Below are 17,403 nucleotides of genomic sequence, written 5' to 3'. Positions count from 1 at the left end.
CCCCCTCTCCTTTTTGAAGACCATCGTCATTCTAATGACATGAAAGCGGTTTTGGACAGCGCGGCCTTCATGAACGCGGAGGGCTTTCCTTTCTCCAAAAGAAGCCACTATTTTCTCCCTTCCCCCTGCGAAGCGGAGATCAAGGGGATGGAGCCCCGGATGCGTCTCGAGAATGCCCTGCACCACTTTCCCTTGGTCATCCGGGACCCCTGTCCCGCGACCCTTCAACAGGTAAGACGGTGGGCCAGCGAGATTGGAGATTCTCGTCTCTCGGAGGCGGATGAGCATGTGATTGGTTTGGCGTGGGAGTTTCAGGAGCGGGGAGAAAAAGTGATGGTGTACACGGATGATTATTCCCTCCAGAACCTATTGAAATGGAAAAAGATTCCCTTTCAGGGCATCCTGCAGAAAGGTATCCGCCGCCCCCGCCGCTTTTCCAAACATTAATCGAATGTGGGCGCGGTCCCTGCCGCCAGTGGTTTCATGGGCTGGAGCATCTCCGGATTCGTTTTCGTCCCCCTGTCACGAAGGGAAAAGGTGGCGAGGGTCGTTAGAAGAATAGTGAAGATGATCACTGAAAAGATGATTTGTACGATGGCCTCCCCATAGGCCACTCCACTTGCTAATGCGAATACCGCCAATACCGCTGCAGATAGTCCACGTGGAATCATGAAATAGGTCAGCATCTTTTCATTCCCATGGAAATGAAGGAGTTTGAGTCTAATGAATAAGTTGATGTAAATGAACCGTGTCCCCACGATGATTGCGGTGGTGGCGGCGCCGATGATCAGATAATCAATCTCCGGTATCCCCACCACCATCCCCAAGAAAACAAAAAAGAACACGCGGATGAGGAAGGCGAATAGAGAGTGTGTTTTGCTCACATCCTCATCTAATCGTCCGAACGTGAATTCGGGGAAGAGTGCATGATAGATGAGGTGCGCGTTCGCCAGCATGATTCCTGCGGTGAATACGGCAATGGCTCCACTGCTCCCGAATAATTCGGCAAACGCATATAGCAATATCAGGGCGCCCAGGGTCGCGGCGTACGAGTAATCATACCGTTTGAGTTTTCCAATGAATGGCCCCCATACTAATCCGAAAATGATTCCTATGGATATCGCGGAGAGAAATTCCAATACCACCCCCCGCACAACCCCATCGGCTCCGCTCAAAGGTGTGCCGGGAGATAAAAGGAAATCGATCATGAATAGCGCCACAACAATGGAAAAGGTGTCCGAGATCGCCTCGATGGAGAGGATGGTTTTCAGTTTGTCCGAGACAAACGAGAGGGATTGCACAATGGGAATAACCACTGATGCACTTGTCCCCGCGAGGGCGATGGCGATGAAGAGGGCAATGGGCAGGGGGATGTTCCATACACCTAACAGAATAACAATTCCTCCCGTCGTTCCCAGGAGCCCGGTGAACATGAGCAGGCTTCCCAAAAATCCTTCTTTCACCACATGTTTCAAATCAAGATGCAGCCCCCCATCGGATAGTATTCCGATGATGGCGATAGCCCCCATCAATCCGGCCGCGGAGGCGATGAAATCCGCCCCTACGAATCCCAATGCCCCCAACCCCATGCCGAAAACCAGCAACCATAATGTGTTGGGGATGGAGGTGCGTTGGAATAGCACATTCCCGAAGAATCCAAGCAATATGGTCAGCCCGATGACACTGATTACCAGTTCCAGCATGGCAGGAGTTCAGGAATCGGGTTTTTAATGACCACCCGGACCAGATTATGTATGAGTGCCGGTCTCTTAGGCTATTCCCTCCTCTTCGAGCTGCTGTTGGGGTACTTTGCCCTCCACCTTCTATTTCCAAATACCCCCCGCCGCTGGCTCGCATTAGGAATAGGAATTCTCCTCCTGCTCTATTGGGCCGCCCTAACCCCCCACCAGACGGCCGATGTCCTCGGGGGTCATTATGACATTTTCTGGCGGGGCGCGTTGGAGGACTTCGGGTTCCGCTGATCCTTTCCAATTTAGTTCCATGATATTTTGGTTTCTATATCATATACTTTTTCTTAACTAAACAATTCCGCGAGGCGGGTGTTGGTTTCAATCGGCCTTTTTAGAAAAAAGGCCGGCGAAAAAGGTGGATACCGCGCCTTTTAGGACGACATTCGTCGCCCAATGTTTGGCGAGCGATAACGCGAGCCGAGTGAAACACTTGTCCACGTGGATACCCCGGCCTTTAGGCCGGGGAGGAAGTCATTTGGGGAGGCCTCTTCGGACTAATTTTTTAGGTAAATTAGACACGCGTTGCGGAATCGTCCGTTTCCAGATGACCCGTGCACGACGGCGCCAATATGGCCCACCTTTCGATGTCGGCTTCTTCACTTGGCCCATTACCCTATTCCAGATAGTTCGCATGCCTCGTGGTTTCATTCGTTTCCCGGAAACGATGTCATAGGCCTTTCTTCGAGTGGCCCGGGTGAGATAAATACGCAAGGGGGTGTCCCCCACTCGCCGCTTGAGCGCCGATTCGAATGTGGGGTTTCGGAATTTGACCTCGCTCACCTTGATCTTTTTTTCCCCACCTTTTCGGGGAACTATCTCCACCACCACGTGTCCAATGGGGGTTCCGCGCGACAATTTTAAGTTGCTTATCACGCTTCCCAAATCGGGATGGGAATAGAACGGTTTTCCTTCCCGCGCTGTTCCTATAGCCAGGATAAATAACCGCCTTTCAACTCCCGTTCTCGGGTTCCAACGGATTATTTTCTCGACTGACGGCTGGAGCAACACGATTCCTCTTTCCGTTTCCCCCGACTTATTTTCTCTATCCATTTGGATGATAGTAAATGCCTGTATTTAATCCCTTTTCCTGGATCACGCCTTTTTTTCTTCTGCTTTAATCCCCCAATACGCGAGCACAATCCCCAGCAATCCAATATTCACGAGCACCCGCAACCCCGCATCCGGGGAGGTGCCCAAGAATGTTGAATCGTGCAGTACCAAACTTTTTCCCATGGAGATGTCGAATAGCAATTCAAACAGGAGGCTCGCCCCCACGAGCACTAAAAGTATCTGCAGGAAGGTGGGTTTTGGAAATACCCTCAATAAACTTACCCCCGCCCCGGCCGCGAGGGCGTAAATGATTCCCGTCCAAAGGTCGATGGACTGTACGAGCAGGGCACTCAGAACAGAGATCCCCAATCCAATGAGAAAACCCCCCTCAATTCCAAACCATAATCCCCCCGCCATGGCGAGGGGAAGTACAAATACAATAACCGGATTCCCACTCACCGTCAATGGAGAGAAGATAGCCGTCCCAATGCTTCCTATCACCGTGAGAAACAATGGGCTTGGTTTCCCGGCCATCACTGGAGTTCCTCCGCGTCCAATTCTTTCTCGGGGGAATGGTTTCCCTTGAACTCCGTATGGTCCACCACATAGTTCTCCACCTGGGAGAATATGGTTTCCCGGTTCAACCCTACATACGCCACCACGAACAATAGGATGACCAGCAATGCCAGGAAAAATGGACTATCTATAAATCCCCGGACGAGTTTCCCTGAATCAATCGGACTCGCGATGGGGGCGAGTACGGTGTATTGGAGGGTGAAGGAGTTGCTCTGGAAATTGGTGAGGGTGATCACATTATTGTTGGCCCCTGCTCCCGGGGGAAGATTCTTGGTGTCCACCAGCGCGTCCCGGGGGAGGATGATCTTGATCAGGGTTTGAGAACCCACTTCAATCCTTCCTCCCGAAATAAAAGAGAGCAGAGCCGTATCAGACAATCGCCACAGCGTGGATCGTCCCACGTTCTCGGTGCGGACTTCCTGAACGATCCCGGATGGGATAACATACTTCAGGGTGAGAATGGGTTGTCCCGTCGTCGTTTGGTTGAGGAGGAATTCGAGATTGGTAATGGCGCTCTCCACTCCAATGTGGGGATGGATGAATGCGTAGTCATCCCGCCAGGCCGACAGGGAGGGAGTGTTTTCCTGGAAATCCCTTTCGAATTGATCGTCTTCTCCCGCGAAGAAGCTGAAGAAATATTGTTCCTGCACCCCCGCCCTTCCCTCTTCGTCGATGGTGACATCAATTGTATGGAGCGCTACTCGTTCTTCAGGCACGCGATTGGGGGTTTGTCCAAATACCATTCCCCCCATTATCAGGAGGAACAACACCCCCCACCCCCACGCGTGACGCATAGGAGTAATACGCACGCACCTGGCTTTTAATCTCTTCTTCAGCTTTTGAAAAAAAGGCTTTTTGGGTTTGGTCTCGATACATTTTTGGTCAACCCTTTCGTCGCTAGCTGAAAAGCCCATCCTGTCTCACCATCTGGGTGAAGTAATGGATGGCATAATTGGATGTTTATACCTTTCGACAGCGGAGGAAGTCATTTTTATACTTGGGGGACGTTGGAGGTATGATATGCACATCCGCTACCTCGGGCATTCCTGTTTTTTGTTGGAATTCTCCCAGGCGAATGTGCTCATTGACCCCGGTTTCGGGTGTGAGAATTTCCATTCCTACAAGAGGATTCTTCCTTCCCTGGTGAAGCCAGAAAATCTCCCCCGCATATCCTTGATTCTCATCACCAATGAATTAGAGGATCATTTCGATAAGGCGGCGATTGAGTTCCTTTGCAACCGCGATGGTGCTTGTGTCGTTGCTCACGATTCCGTGTTATCCGAATTGGATATTCCCCCCCGATGCAAGCGGGCCGCGGCCGTGGCCTCCAAACTCCACTTGCGGGGGATCCAAATCAATGTACAGACGGCGCATTACCCGCGCTCCTTCTACCCCATGGCGTATATGGTGACGGGAGATGGGGTGGCCATTTATCATGCGGGGGATACTGAGCTCCTGGAGGAGTTCCCCGATGAATTGAATCCGCATGTGGCCTTGCTTCCCATCGGCGGGGGCAACCTTACCATGGATATTGTGGATGCGGTAAAAGCCACCAAGATGCTCAAACCAGAAGTGGTCATTCCCATGCACTACAACACGTTCTCCCTCATCCAGGCCTCTCCCGAGGAGTTCGCCAAGAAGATTGAGAAGAGCAACCTGCGGACCAAACCAGTAATACTGAACCCCAATGAGGCCATTGAGTTCCTTCCAGAGAGCACCGTCCCTCCTCTCTCTGGAAAGCCCGAAAACTATTCGTTTTCCCGCTGATATTTTTTCCTAAAATTCCTCCCGCCTATTTTTTCTTCCCCTGCTTCCTTACCGCCTTCACGGGAAACCGATCCTCCAATTCCACTTCCATGAGGTCGTGCGCCGCCGTGACATCCTGAAATACTTTCGTGGCCTCTTTCACCATTTCTTTTTCGTCCGGGTAGCGTGGGGAGAAGTGGGTGAGGAACAGTCTTTTGGTCCCCGTTTCCTTGGCAACCCTGCCTGCCATCCGAGCCGTAGAATGCCTCACCTCCTCCGCGCGCTCCTTTTCTGTTTCAAGAAATGAGGATTCGTGCACCAGGTAATCCACACCCCACTCCTTCAACACGTGCACATAATGGGGGTGGGGGAATGTGTCCATGATGAACCCCACTTTGGCCCCCCGCATTCCTTTGGAATAGTCCATCACTTCTTTAGGAGTAATGGTCTTCCGCCCCACCATCACATTTTCCCCTTTCTGCAGTTTCCCCCACAAGGGTCCTTCTGGTATCCCCAGCTTCAGGGCTTTGGCTCTTTGGAATTCCCCTTCCTTTCCTTTGGTTTCAAACAGGAACCCATAGCATGGGCACGAATGGTCCAACCGCACGGCCGAAATGGTATAATCTTTCTCCCTAACCAATTCTCCTTCCAGAACTTCATGCGGCACAATGGGAAAGCTCGGGAAAAAGTTTCCCAGCGCCACGGCTTCCTGAATCTTCTTCTGGATCCCCCGCGGTCCCCAGATGTGCAGTTTTTCCTGGCGCTCATGAATAGTCATCGTGGCCAGCAGCCCCGGCAATCCCAAGGTGTGGTCGCCATGGAAGTGGGAGATGAACACATGTCCTAATTTCAAATAACTCAATCCCCCCCGCATGAGCTGCTGCTGAACCCCTTCCGGGGTGTCGAACAAAAACCATTCCCCCCGGTAGGTCAAGGCCAAGCTACTCAGATTCCGGTGCGGCACGGGAGTGGAACAAGACGTCCCCAGGAAGGTCAGGCGTATCGTCATAGAATACCCGCGGGTCAAAATGGCTTATAAACCTGGATCGTCATCCCCTCCCCATGCCTGCCCCCAAGCCCAAGAAAAAGGTTCCGCCCAGGAGACAGGCTCCACTCAAGAGACGCGTGCAATTCCATTTTACGGCGCACACGGAAGGAGCGCATTATCTTCCCCCAGAAACTACTCTGAACAGTAAAAGTGTTGTTCTGTTAGAGGATGCCTCTGGTATTTCATATCCTCTAGTTCAAGATTTTTTTGATTTTAACAGAATAAGGGGTACACCATTGAGTAAATTTCAAAGATCAGGATTGGAGTTTATTCGAGAGGCTTTTGCGACGGCCAAAGTAGTAACTGGGGGAGAACACCCCATATCACCCGAAAATCGTTTACAGTTAAATCAATTAGTTAAACTTGATAATTCAGCCGTTCTACTATATCATAAAATTTTTGAGAATCCAAACATTGAAACACTACGGGCCTGGATAATCCTTGAGGGGAGATTTTCTGCTTTTCGTCATCGCATGATTCTTAGGAGTATTCGTCATTATCATCAAAATCCTTCTGATTCCATTTTGGCGAGGTATGGGACCGCTCATTCAATTCTATCCCATCAATCCCGTAAAAAGGGTATTCCGTCAACTCGAACCATTTCCCCTCAATTATTCAATCATTATAATATCATTACCAGGAAATTAGCTTTGGGTAAGAAACCCGGTTCTATTCCCGATGCTGATTTCATCCGGGCGTTCCTCTCCATTTCAACTATGAATCCTGTTTGTGGCATTATCGTCCAAAATAGCGTAGGAGGGGTAACCGATAAAGTGGTAATCCGCGCGAGCACTATCTCGCGGGCATTGATTGACCAATTGGATGAGGGGCAATTACTGGAAGTATTCAAAAAATGCCAACACATCATCAAGAAAAATAGCAAGAATAAGGTGGCGGCAGAAATAAGTAAAGTCCTGTTCACCCTCCGGGGTTTACCTCCAAACCCGAGCGCTGATCAACTCTGGAATTTCGCGCGCAAACACTCGACTTTCGCCAAATGGCAAGCGTCCCGAGCCAAAATTAAAAGGCGAAAGAAATGAGTCGACTTTTATTATAAAAAAAGGCCAATCAAATCTTTTATTGAAAATAGGGTGCGACCATTTCCTCTTTCCCTTTTCGCAAAAAACTGGTTGTTGAAATCTCGCCCAGTATTGTGCCCTTTAGTTGTTCAGGGTTTCATTTCCACACCCTTTATAAGCGCTCAGGGGCCTATTTGGTTAGGTCGGCTTTTCCGTTATGCCCCGAAAAAAGAGTATTCCCCCAGTCGTTTCTCCTCTCACGGAGATGGGCAAATTGGATGTCCCCATGGATTTCGAGTCCACCGAAGACGTGCCCGTTCCCAATTCTTTAGTCAACCAGGTCATCGGCCAGGACAAGGCAGTGGAAATCATCACCAAGGCCGCGGCCCAAAAAAGAAATGTGCTCCTCATCGGAGTTCCAGGCATAGGCAAAAGTATGCTCGCCCAGGCCATGGCCGAAATCCTCCCCATCTCCCGCTTGTACGACGTCCTCATCTATCCCAATGATGAGGACCCCAACACTCCAAAAGTACGCGTGGTGCGCGCCGGGGAAGGGAAACAGATCCTCCACCAGACCCGTTTAGAGGCCCAGAAGCAAGAGGACAACACCCGCCTCCTTAGCCTCCTCTTCCCTTTAGGATGGTTTATCCTCTCGTATATCGTATGGACGTTAGGGTGGATGCCCGATGTCGTATATGCCGCCACTCTCATCCTGGGGGGTATCCTCATCTTCGCGGTCGCCGTGGGGGCGCAGATGAACCGGCCCACCGTGAAGCAGACCCCCAAATTGTTGGTAGATCATTCCGGGAAAAAAATTGCTCCTTTTATCGAAGGAACGGGCGCGCGGGCGGGGGCATTGCTTGGCGACATACGTCATGACCCTCTCCAGTCAGGCGGCCTCGGCACCCCACCCCATTTGAGAGTAGAACCCGGGATGATCCACCGCGTTTCCGGGGGCGTTCTTTTCCTGGATGAAGTGGCCACCCTCACTCCCAAATCCCAGCAGGAGTTGTTGACGGCCATGCAGGAGAAAAAATATTCTATTACGGGTCAAAGTGAAATGTCATCTGGAGCCATGTCGAGGACTGAACCCGTGCCGTGTGATTTCGTCCTGGTGGCCGCAGGTAATTACGATGCTCTGCGTAATGTGCATCCCGCTTTACGTTCGCGCATTCGCGGATATGGTTACGAGGTCTACATGAACCTCGATATGGATGATACGCAGGAAAATCGTAAGCGTATCGTCCAGTTCGTTGCCCAGGAAGTGACCAAGGATGGCAAGATCCCCCATTTCACCAAGGGGGCGGTGGAAATTATTTTGTTCGAGGCCAAGCGTCGCGCCGGGAGAAAGGGCAAACTCACATTGAAACTCCGCGATTTAGGCGGTCTCATCCGGGCCGCCGGGGATTTGGCTAAGGCGCGCCAACACCCATTAGTGTCGGCCGAGGACGTGTACGATGCCCGCACCACCGCGCGGACCCTGGAGCAGCAGATGGTCTCCAATATGCTCGAACAAAAGCGCGATTACGAGGTGTATAAATCCGTGGGGGTCGCCGTGGGGCGCGTAAATGGCCTCGCGGTTTCCGCGGATGGGGACGCTGGTCTTATCCTTCCCATCGAGGCGGAGATAGCACCCGCCCAGAGCAGTGCCGAGGGCAAATTGATTGCCACGGGAAAATTGGGGGACATAGCCAAAGAGGCCGTGCAGAATGTCTCCGCGCTCATCAAGAAACTTTCAGGAAAAGACATCTCCAAGCACGATGTCCATATCCAGTTCCTCCAAACCTATGAGGGGGTGGAAGGGGATTCCGCTTCCGTATCAGTGGCCACGGCGGTCATTTCCGCATTGGAAGGGATTCCCGTCAAGCAAGATTTGGCCATGACCGGCAGTTTGAGTGTGCGGGGAGAGGTTTTACCCGTGGGGGGGGTCACCAGCAAGGTGTACGCGGCCGCCCGCGCGGGTTTCAAGGAAGTGATTATTCCCAAGGCCAATGCGGCGGATGTGGTGTTGACCACGAAAGAGTTGAATGGCATCGTGATTATTCCCGTTTCCACGCTCGCGGAGGTATTGGATCATGCGTTCATGCGCGGGACGAAAACGACTATTTTCCTCCGCCAGCTCGGCAAGCTCATCGCCTTCAATGTGCACAAACCCATCGAAAAATTGCTCTCCAAAACAAAGGTTTGATCTGTACTCAAATTTGTATTAATAAGAATCACTGCACATTCCGGCGCAGGAGAACTTTTCCATTATTCAGGTTGAAGTCCTCCGGAGAAAGGGTGACTTTCTGTTTCTTCAGGGTGAATTCCGCCGTTCCCTTGTCTTTGGAAATCTTTTCTATCTTCCCCACCCATTTTCCCGTGGGGGTGTACACCGGCAAACCGATGAGCAGCCGCGTCACCCGTTTCCGGATGTCCAGGACATTCGTCACCTTGTAAACCGCGAAGAAGAAGAGGAATGTCAATGGCAGGAGGACGAGAAACCAGTTCAGGGTTGTGGTTCCCACCAATACTCCTTTGGCGGTGCCGAACAACAAGGTTCCCATGATTACCCCTACGGCCGTCAACAAATAGGTGCGCAGCAGATACGCGCGCTTCAATTGCACCGCATCCGCTCCTTTCCCAACAAGATAAGCCAGCACCGTGACCATCCCGAACAGGAGCACGAAATCCATTCCCACTGAGGCGCTCTGCATAGATGCCACTAACTCTCCCGCGTTGTATTCCAAATAGGCGCGGTACAGCGGGGGCCCAGATGAGAATATTCCGAATGCGATGATGAGTATCGCCCCTATATAGAAGGGGAAGCTCACCCGTTGCGCGTTGATGGAGCTCGCGACTTCCTTAATCCCGCTGAGCAGCTTTTCTTCCAACCCAAACCCCTTGAGTATCAAATAAACCCCAAACAACCCGGCCACCAATTGTAACCCAATGGTGGGGGATAATAGGTAAAGCAAAATAACCAATCCCGGGGCCCCGAAAACGAGTCGCGCGAGGAAAGGATCCTTGAGGGCTTCTTTTATCGTATAATAGGTGGATTCCACTTCCCGGGCCTGCTTCACGATCACAATTTGCTTGGAGAGAATGGGGGCCCGGCTCTGCAGGATGGGGATGATTTGATCATCCTCCGCCCCATCGGTAACTAAAACGAATTGTTCCGCGTGGAACTGTTCCATGAACTCATCCAATTGGTCGTTGATCTTCACGTCGCTCTCGAACCCGAATTTTTTACTTCCCACGAATGTTACAATTTCGATGCGTTCATATTTCTCCTTGAGCTCGTCATACCGTTGAATGGCGGCGAAGAGGCAGTTGGCATCGCTGTCGGTGGGGTCGGCGAGGGCCAGTTTCACGGCCGCTCTCAAATTGTCCTTCCGTCCGATGATGGGACCATTAATCCCAGCTTTCCGGCCGAAATCGTTGTCCCGGTCGACGCAGATGACGGCGATGGCGCGTTCGGGCATAAAACCATTTAAAAGCAGGGAAATATTAAACCTATGGGGATTTTACCCCTTTTAGGGAGCAACGATCAATGGGTAAACGTTTGGGGAAGGTGGAGTCCTACAAGGTCAAGCAGGGCATTTTCGCTGGCGCGCTCATCGTGGGGGTGGTGGCGCTCTATTTCGTCGCGGTCAACGCCACTTTCCTCGCCCAGGCGGTTCTCATCCTGGGTTTCCTCATCCTCTTCCTCCTCGTGGTCAACCAATACGATTTCCTCCTTACTCTCAAGGAATATGAGCGCGCGGTCATTTACCGTTTGGGAAGGGTGCGCCGCGTCGGGGGGCCGGGGTGGACTTTGGTTATCCCCCTCTTCGAGACATTCAAGATCGTGGACCTCCGCACGCAGACATTGGATGTGCCCCCTCAGAGTATCATCACTAAAGATAACATCGTGGTGAAGGTGGATGCGGTTATCTATCTTTTCGTGAAGAAGGACGATCAGTCCGTGATTAATTCAGTGATCGAGGTGGATGATTATGCGAAAGGGGCTCAGCAGTTCGTGCAGGCCAAATTGAGGGATGTTTCAGGTGGCATGCTCCTCTCCGAGCTCATCTCGGACATTGCGACTCTCAATACGGAGATCCAGAAAGACCTCCAGCAGATAGCCCGCTCGTGGGGGGTTTCCGTTGAAAGCGTGGAGATCCAGAGTATTGAGGTTCCCAAAGAAGTGGAGGAGGCTTTTTCATCCCGCGCCGCGGCCGAGCAGGCCAAATTAGCTCAAATCCAGCGCGCCCTGGGGATGCAGGCGGAAATCGATTCCATTCGTGAGGCCGCCAAACTCCTGGATGACAAATCGCTTTCCTATTTCTATATCAAAGCCCTGGAAGTATTAGGCCAGGGCGCTTCCACCAAATTCATCCTTCCCCTGGAATTAACCAGTCTCATCCAGACCTTGGCCAACAAGTCCACCCAAACCCATTCCAAGAAACAGTTGGAAGAGGTCTTCGAGCAATACGCCCCCAAATTCTTTACCCTCCTGCAGGAAGCCAAAGTCCCCCCCAAGCGGAGCTTGCGTAAAAGCAAACGCAAACGAAAGAGATGAATGAAAAAGATAAATGAATGGATCCTTTCTAATAATTGGGGACTGGAATCATATTTTCCCAATTCCAGTGGCGACGCACGCGAAGAGCCTTACAGAACAAAGGCCATCGATTAAAACGATGAAATCAGTTTTTTCTTTTTCAGAACCCAATCCACAACCAGCTTTCAATGAGCGCGGCCACTACCAGTAACAAAATGGCGGTAATGATGAGGGCGGCGGCGTCTTTGGCGATGGTGCGGAACTCGTGGGATTTGTACGCTTCTTTGGCGATGCTCGCGGATATGATGCCTCCCGCAATCGCTCCAATGTAATAAGCGCCAATCTCAGGAATCCCATGCGGGATGAACCCAATGCCTTGGTATATCCCATATCCCAACGCATGAAAAAGGGTCCAAATATCATTCGTCGTGCTCGTGAGAATAACCCCGGATGAAATCTTTCCCATCACCGTCCCGATGATGCTCGCGTTCCACCCAATGAGGAAGAGCGCGCCTTCCCCAAAGAGGAATGAGAAGAACACCGCCAGCAACAACACCGTGGCATTGTTCTGGAACAAAAATCCAGCCACCCCCCAAAAGTCCCCCGGGCGTGGGAGTTGGGCCACGTTCCCAGTCGTCGCCACCACATTCCCACTGAGCTCCGAGCGCAAGTGCCCGATGCCCTGCAGCTGCCGCTCCTGCTCCGCGAACACGCTTTCCTGGGTGGGGAAGTTCCCGCAGTATTCGCCCGCTAAACAACCCCCATTCGCCCCGGAGGGTAAAATGATGTACCACGTCATGTAGGCCAACACCAGCCCCAGGAAAAACCAGGAATACATCTTGATTAGGTCAAAGTGTCTTCCCAGGAAGGTGGCCGCGCTCCCCGGTTTTTTGGCTTCCTCATCCTCTTCATCCATTAATGTTTTCCGGATAACCGGTTCGGCCGCGATTACAATAAAGGCGAGCGTCAGGATGGAGGCCGAATTCGGAAACACGTAATAGGCGAGCCACATCCCCACGATAGCAAAAAGGAAGGCGATGAGCATCATGTAATGCGGTCGTTCCCGGGCCACGTTAGAAGGAAGGAGGGTTTCCAGGACCATATTTCCACCCCCGGCATTGGGGTATATAAACCATTTGCGGGCGGATTTGCTTTATCACCCCCTCTTGAGAGGATTTTTTTCATGCAACACCCCACATTCCCTGGAGAGATTCTGACAGTAGAAGAGGAGTATGCCCCCGGCGCCAACACCCATGTGGATGAGGAAGGCAACGTTTTCTCTACTTGTGTGGGGGACGCCGCCTTCGATGAGGAGGCGCGGGAGGTTCATGTGTATCCTTCTCCCCGCCAAAAGCGTTTGATTGAAGTGGGTTCAGTAGTCATCGGTCGGGTATCCTTAGTGAAGAACGCAGTGGTTATCCTGTCATTGGGATACGCTGAAAAGGATGGGAAACTCCAGCGCCTCACGGATACCTCGGCGGCATTGAATATTGCACGAGTGTCCAAGGAATTCATCCGTTCCCTGAGCGATTATTTTTCCATTGGCGATTTCGTGCGCGCCAAAGTGGTAGGGGTCACTCCCTATTCGATCGAGATTTCCACTTCAGATGAAGGATTAGGGGTTATCATGCCCCGGAAACAGATTGTGCAATCAACCATCATGGGAGAGGAAATCCTTCCCCCTCCCGAGACTAAAAGGAGTGAGTGAGTATGGAGATCGAATTCCTGAAGAAGCAAGCCCATCACGTGGAGTTCAAACTCATCGGGGAAACCCACACGTTTGCCAACCTATTGAAAGCCCACCTCGTGGACGATCCCAACGTGGAATTCGTGGCCTACAAGCTCGAGCACCCTTTGGGACAGGACTCCCATTTCATCCTCCGCACTAAAGAAAAGGAATCCAAAAAGGTGTTGCTCGATGCCGTGAAGCGCCTCCAGGAAGACTTGAAAGAGCTCAAGGAATCCTTTACGAAAGCGCTGAAATAAACGTGGGTTGTTTTCATCCTTTGAAATAATTAGCGAAATAGAGAAGCGAGGCGGTTACACGTTGTAACCAACTGAAGTTGCCAGCTTCGGATGGAAAACAGCATCATATTAATCACCCATTCCATCCACAAACACACCTTTATAATCTCATTTTGACCCCCATTCCCAATGCCTCCCCCCAAACCCAAACGCTCGTTCTGGCAGAAACTGGACCCATTCACGTATGTGGACGATTATGTGGTTCCCATTCTTAACCCGTGGAACAATTCAATATTCAATTGGATTATTTACCTTCTATTCTCCTTCTTTTTCGCTTTCGCTATTTATTCCATCATCGGCTTTCTCCTCCAAACCGCCACCCCCCTCGTTATTGTAGTCTCGGGAAGCATGCTGCCTTCCATGGCGCGGGGGGATGTGGTTGTTCTGCAGGGCATCTCAGGTGTAACAGTGAATGCACCACTCGTGGTGTTAGATACAGTCGACGTGCGTCAAACTTCTTTAGAAGATTTGGCGGATTTCGAGCGCGTGGCGGGGGGGGATTGGAAATTAACATTCAAGGCCAATAATCAAACCATCCTGGTTCCCTCCCGGGGGGACACCGACATCCTTGTGTATGTCTCGGACCACCGGGGTCTGGAAATCATTCATCGTGCCATCGTCAAAATCAAGTCGGGGGATGATTACTTTTTCCTCACCAAAGGGGATAACAATCCCTCCCTGGATCAGGATTGTGGCAAAGTCGAATCCATTCCCATCCCCGGAACTGCCATTCCCCAAATCGTCACCCAGAAGCCTTGTCCTTCTCCCTATCCCATTCCCGAGGACAAAGTCAATGGGAAAGCCTTGTTCTGGATCCCCTATGTGGGGTATGTGAAATTGCTCCTGTTTGACCAATAACCTCCTTTTTTTCGGTTAAACTTTAAATCCTGGGGGACATAAGCCTAGGTATCACTGGGGGTGGGTAGCATGCATTTGGTTTTGGAGCGCGCCGAGGTCCTTAAGCGGAGCGTGGATGCGATTGCCGTTTTGATCGATGAGGCCGAATTCGAGGTATCCCAAAAAGGATTGAGCCTCAAAGCCACGGACCCCTCCCAAATTGCCATGGTGGATTTCGAGTACGATAAAAAGGCCTTCAAAACATTTGATGTGGAAAACACCATCCGGTTAGGTCTGGATATGGATTACCTCAACCAAGTGATGGCCCGCGCCAAACCTACGGATGAGGTGGCATTGAAACTGGATGAGGATTCCTCCAAGTTATCCATCACCTTCCGGGGTTCCTCCACGCGCACCTTTTCAGTCCCACTTATCGATATTTCCTCAGGGGAATTGCCCAACCCTAAAATAGAATTCGACGCCACCGTGAAGGTGAAAGCGGGGGTGTTGCAGGACGCGTTAAAGGACGCGGGTTTGCTCTCCACCCATTTGACGTTGGGGGCGCGCATTGATGCCTTTTTCGTGAAAGCGGTTTCCTCAAAGGGAGAGTTGTTCAATGAAACCAAAAAGGACTCTGTAAGCCTGCCCGATTTGAGTGTGAAAAAGGAGTGCCGATCCATGTTCCCATTGGATTATTTGAGCGACATGCTCAAGGCGGCCGCCTCCGACACGGATGTGGTGGTGAAGATCAAGGAGAATGCCCCCGTCGAATTAAACTATCCTATTGGTGAAGCCAAACTGCGCTATTTCCTCGCGCCGCGGATTGAAACGGCATAATCCATTAATCATTCCCGCCGCTGCCCCACCCAGAGGATTCCCACTACCCCTCCCGCGATTCCATCCACCATCAAATCCTGCATGGTGTTGGTTAAGGATATTTGGCTCGACGTGTTGAAAAAATAGTCCGCCCAAAATTCGCTTATCTCCCACAACCCCCCTATTCCTAGGCTGAACAACACCATCGCCATCACCACTAATTCTTTTTTGGTTTGGAATAGCATCGCGGGATACGCGCGTTCGAGCAATAGCAATGCCCCCACTCCCAGGAAGAGGCTCGTGGTGTAATGCGTGGCCACATCCCACCCCGGGATATTATTGTAGAATCCCAACCCCACCCCCAAAAGAGTATCGAACACCACCAACAGGGCAAAAAGCACATCCATCCATTCCCCTATCCCTTGGATCCAGGAGGAGGTGACATAATAGATAATCCCACTCCCCGCGAGGCCCAGGATTAGAAACAGGGCGTGATCTCCTTTTCCCTGTATGAAAGAGAGAATGATTCCTATAACCAATGCCCCTCTCAGGAGGTGGGCAATAAAGTGACCCTTTCCTTTTCCCATGAGTGTTTTTGGCATGCGGACCCCGACCTTTTTAACTAACATCCCGTATAAATGAGTGGGGGTTCCTCCATGATTGTCAGCCCGGATGCCGTCACCGTCAAGCGCACCGTCGACGCCATTGCCTCGTTTATTTCGGAGGGGAATTTCCGTTTTTCGGATAAGGGTATTAGTCTGCGGGCCGTTGACCCCTCCCAAATAGTCTTAGTGGATTGCTTTATTGACAAATCCGCCTTTTCCCAATACCAATTGGAACCCACGTATGTAGGTATTGATGTGGTGGAGCTCGCCCGCATGCTCGCGCGTTCATTTCCAACCGACCAGCTCACCTTAGATGTGGGGGACAGTGAAATAAGAATTCAATTGGAAGGGGATTTCGTTCGCACCTTCCACCTGCCCCTCATTGACGTGTCAGAATCCGAGAAGGAAATAAAGATCCCCGGCCAGAAGTTCGACGCCAAGGTAGAAATTAATGCGCGCCTGTTTAAGGAAGCCCTCAAGGACGCCCACCTATTTGGAAGCAGTGTCATCCTGAAAGTCAAGGATAAGCAGTTCCGCATCGAAGCCAAGGGCAACCAGGGTCAGTTGAAGACAGTTTCCAAAGAGGGACGGCTGATTGCCATTCATTCCGCGCTCGAAGAGGTCACCTCCAAATATTCCCTCAATTTCCTCTCCAACATCGTCAAGGAAGCCGATCCCGATAGCATGATCTCCTTGGAGTTCAAGACCGACGCCCCCATGCGCGTTACTTACACCATCGGCCAAGCCCGCATGCAATACTATTTAGCTCACATGATTCTTTGAGGAGATGAATGGATGCGTGGAAAAAAAAGGGTTGGTCCTCCGAGTGGTTCATCGCGTCCAGCCGGAAATAGAAAAACGGTCACCGGAAAACGACCGCCCCATACCCGTTCATATGTCCACATCCGAAAAGTGCTCGTATCCCACTTGAAAGGACGATCAATCCGACATTTTTTTCGGGATGCCAATGGAAATATTTTTGGCACCCATTTGTCTCCCACGGATAAAGGGTATCGCCTCTGCATTCTGCATATCCAACCCATCCCTGATCCCCGCTCCACCATTCCGTCTCAATTGGAGGAAGGGCATGCCCTTGTGGCTATTCCCAAGGATGGATTTCTGCGCCTATCCTTCCAAGTCCCATTACCGAGGAAAGGCCGGCCGTCGATATCCAAGAGTGATGCACAAACCATCTTATTGAAAGAGGTCCGTCTTCTGGGAGAAAACCTGGGGTTCAAAGGCCTCATCCTAATATCCCCTGCCCCGCGTGACATCCCTTCTTTCAAGAAATTGGGATTCCGTCCCATGCGTCATACCATTGAACCCACACTCATCCTTAATTTAAGGAGAAAATCCCGGCGCTCTACCCCCGGCACCCTTTAATCCCGTGGCGTCCTATTACCTATTC

20 protein-coding genes are annotated in these 17,403 nt (G+C 51.4%); 12 read left to right on the top strand and 8 right to left on the bottom strand.

Annotated elements, in window-relative coordinates:
* Positions 1 to 39: 39 nt before the first annotated feature.
* A complete protein-coding gene (locus tag Q8P05_05695; protein ID MDP2666963.1) occupies positions 40 to 447 on the top strand; it encodes a hypothetical protein in 408 nt (135 codons plus the stop codon).
* On the opposite strand, the gene Q8P05_05690 is transcribed toward Q8P05_05695, so the two are convergent.
* Entirely contained in the window at positions 444 to 1,703 is a 1,260-nt protein-coding gene (locus Q8P05_05690) for a cation:proton antiporter (GenBank protein ID MDP2666962.1), read from the bottom strand. The two genes, Q8P05_05695 and Q8P05_05690, sit on opposite strands and share 4 nt — an antisense overlap.
* 51 nt (positions 1,704 to 1,754) lie before the next feature.
* Between Q8P05_05690 and Q8P05_05685 the strand changes: the two genes are divergently transcribed.
* On the top strand, positions 1,755 to 1,982 hold the full coding sequence (locus Q8P05_05685) for a hypothetical protein (GenBank protein MDP2666961.1): 228 nt from the start codon (positions 1,755 to 1,757) through the stop codon (positions 1,980 to 1,982).
* 240 nt (positions 1,983 to 2,222) lie between these two features.
* Here Q8P05_05685 and Q8P05_05680 read toward each other — a convergent pair whose 3' ends face one another.
* From Q8P05_05680 to Q8P05_05670, 3 genes are read right to left on the bottom strand one after another with little or no spacing between them, the layout of a single operon-like run.
* Positions 2,223 to 2,801, bottom strand: a complete 579-nt coding sequence (locus Q8P05_05680) for a hypothetical protein (GenBank protein ID MDP2666960.1) — start codon at positions 2,799 to 2,801, stop codon at positions 2,223 to 2,225.
* A 42-nt stretch (positions 2,802 to 2,843) separates the two neighbouring features.
* A complete protein-coding gene (locus Q8P05_05675; GenBank protein MDP2666959.1) occupies positions 2,844 to 3,335 on the bottom strand; it encodes a hypothetical protein in 492 nt (163 codons plus the stop codon).
* Entirely contained in the window at positions 3,335 to 4,291 is a 957-nt protein-coding gene (locus tag Q8P05_05670; GenBank protein MDP2666958.1) for a hypothetical protein, read from the bottom strand. Before Q8P05_05670 ends, Q8P05_05675 begins: the two co-directional genes overlap by 1 nt.
* Before the next feature lie 106 nt (positions 4,292 to 4,397).
* On the opposite strand from Q8P05_05670, the gene Q8P05_05665 reads away from it, so the two are divergent.
* Entirely contained in the window at positions 4,398 to 5,144 is a 747-nt protein-coding gene (locus Q8P05_05665; protein MDP2666957.1) for an MBL fold metallo-hydrolase, read from the top strand.
* Positions 5,145 to 5,169: 25 nt separating this feature from the next.
* Here the strand turns inward: Q8P05_05665 and Q8P05_05660 are convergent, their stop codons facing one another.
* The gene (locus Q8P05_05660; protein ID MDP2666956.1) at positions 5,170 to 6,132 is read right to left on the bottom strand and encodes a ribonuclease Z; all 963 of its coding nucleotides are present in this window, start codon (positions 6,130 to 6,132) and stop codon (positions 5,170 to 5,172) included.
* Positions 6,133 to 6,185: 53 nt separating this feature from the next.
* Here Q8P05_05660 and Q8P05_05655 point away from each other — a divergent pair, with 53 nt between their 5' ends.
* Entirely contained in the window at positions 6,186 to 7,211 is a 1,026-nt protein-coding gene (locus Q8P05_05655; protein ID MDP2666955.1) for a hypothetical protein, read from the top strand.
* A 196-nt stretch (positions 7,212 to 7,407) separates the two neighbouring features.
* The gene (lonB, locus tag Q8P05_05650) at positions 7,408 to 9,378 is read left to right on the top strand and encodes an ATP-dependent protease LonB (GenBank protein ID MDP2666954.1); all 1,971 of its coding nucleotides are present in this window, start codon (positions 7,408 to 7,410) and stop codon (positions 9,376 to 9,378) included.
* A 28-nt stretch (positions 9,379 to 9,406) separates the two neighbouring features.
* Here lonB and Q8P05_05645 read toward each other — a convergent pair whose 3' ends face one another.
* Complete coding sequence (locus Q8P05_05645) at positions 9,407 to 10,654, bottom strand: DUF373 family protein (protein ID MDP2666953.1); 1,248 nt, start codon at positions 10,652 to 10,654, stop codon at positions 9,407 to 9,409.
* Positions 10,655 to 10,722: 68 nt separating this feature from the next.
* Between Q8P05_05645 and Q8P05_05640 the strand changes: the two genes are divergently transcribed.
* The gene (locus Q8P05_05640; GenBank protein ID MDP2666952.1) at positions 10,723 to 11,733 is read left to right on the top strand and encodes an SPFH domain-containing protein; all 1,011 of its coding nucleotides are present in this window, start codon (positions 10,723 to 10,725) and stop codon (positions 11,731 to 11,733) included.
* 139 nt (positions 11,734 to 11,872) lie between these two features.
* Here the strand turns inward: Q8P05_05640 and Q8P05_05635 are convergent, their stop codons facing one another.
* On the bottom strand, positions 11,873 to 12,814 hold the full coding sequence (locus Q8P05_05635) for a stage II sporulation protein M (protein ID MDP2666951.1): 942 nt from the start codon (positions 12,812 to 12,814) through the stop codon (positions 11,873 to 11,875).
* Between the two features lie 81 nt (positions 12,815 to 12,895).
* On the opposite strand from Q8P05_05635, the gene Q8P05_05630 reads away from it, so the two are divergent.
* The 4 genes from Q8P05_05630 (at position 12,896) to pcn (ending at position 15,411) form a co-directional block, all read left to right on the top strand.
* Positions 12,896 to 13,420 (top strand): exosome complex RNA-binding protein Csl4, encoded by a 525-nt coding sequence (locus tag Q8P05_05630; protein MDP2666950.1) that lies wholly within the window; start codon positions 12,896 to 12,898, stop codon positions 13,418 to 13,420.
* A 2-nt stretch (positions 13,421 to 13,422) separates the two neighbouring features.
* On the top strand, positions 13,423 to 13,698 hold the full coding sequence (locus Q8P05_05625) for a DNA-directed RNA polymerase subunit L (GenBank protein MDP2666949.1): 276 nt from the start codon (positions 13,423 to 13,425) through the stop codon (positions 13,696 to 13,698).
* A 168-nt stretch (positions 13,699 to 13,866) separates the two neighbouring features.
* The gene (locus Q8P05_05620) at positions 13,867 to 14,595 is read left to right on the top strand and encodes a hypothetical protein (GenBank protein ID MDP2666948.1); all 729 of its coding nucleotides are present in this window, start codon (positions 13,867 to 13,869) and stop codon (positions 14,593 to 14,595) included.
* A 69-nt stretch (positions 14,596 to 14,664) separates the two neighbouring features.
* Complete coding sequence (pcn, locus tag Q8P05_05615) at positions 14,665 to 15,411, top strand: proliferating cell nuclear antigen (pcna) (protein ID MDP2666947.1); 747 nt, start codon at positions 14,665 to 14,667, stop codon at positions 15,409 to 15,411.
* Positions 15,412 to 15,419: 8 nt separating this feature from the next.
* On the opposite strand, the gene Q8P05_05610 is transcribed toward pcn, so the two are convergent.
* Complete coding sequence (locus Q8P05_05610; protein ID MDP2666946.1) at positions 15,420 to 15,992, bottom strand: hypothetical protein; 573 nt, start codon at positions 15,990 to 15,992, stop codon at positions 15,420 to 15,422.
* Positions 15,993 to 16,046: 54 nt separating this feature from the next.
* On the opposite strand from Q8P05_05610, the gene Q8P05_05605 reads away from it, so the two are divergent.
* Positions 16,047 to 16,778: a hypothetical protein gene (locus Q8P05_05605; protein MDP2666945.1), complete on the top strand. Its 732-nt coding sequence runs from the start codon at positions 16,047 to 16,049 to the stop codon at positions 16,776 to 16,778.
* A 12-nt stretch (positions 16,779 to 16,790) separates the two neighbouring features.
* A complete protein-coding gene (locus Q8P05_05600) occupies positions 16,791 to 17,378 on the top strand; it encodes a hypothetical protein (protein ID MDP2666944.1) in 588 nt (195 codons plus the stop codon).
* Positions 17,379 to 17,403 lie beyond the last annotated feature (25 nt).

The organism is Candidatus Diapherotrites archaeon (assembly GCA_030688545.1).
Lineage (GTDB): Archaea > Iainarchaeota > Iainarchaeia > Iainarchaeales > VGJJ01 > VGJJ01.
This window is presented reverse-complemented; position numbering and strand designations above follow the sequence as displayed.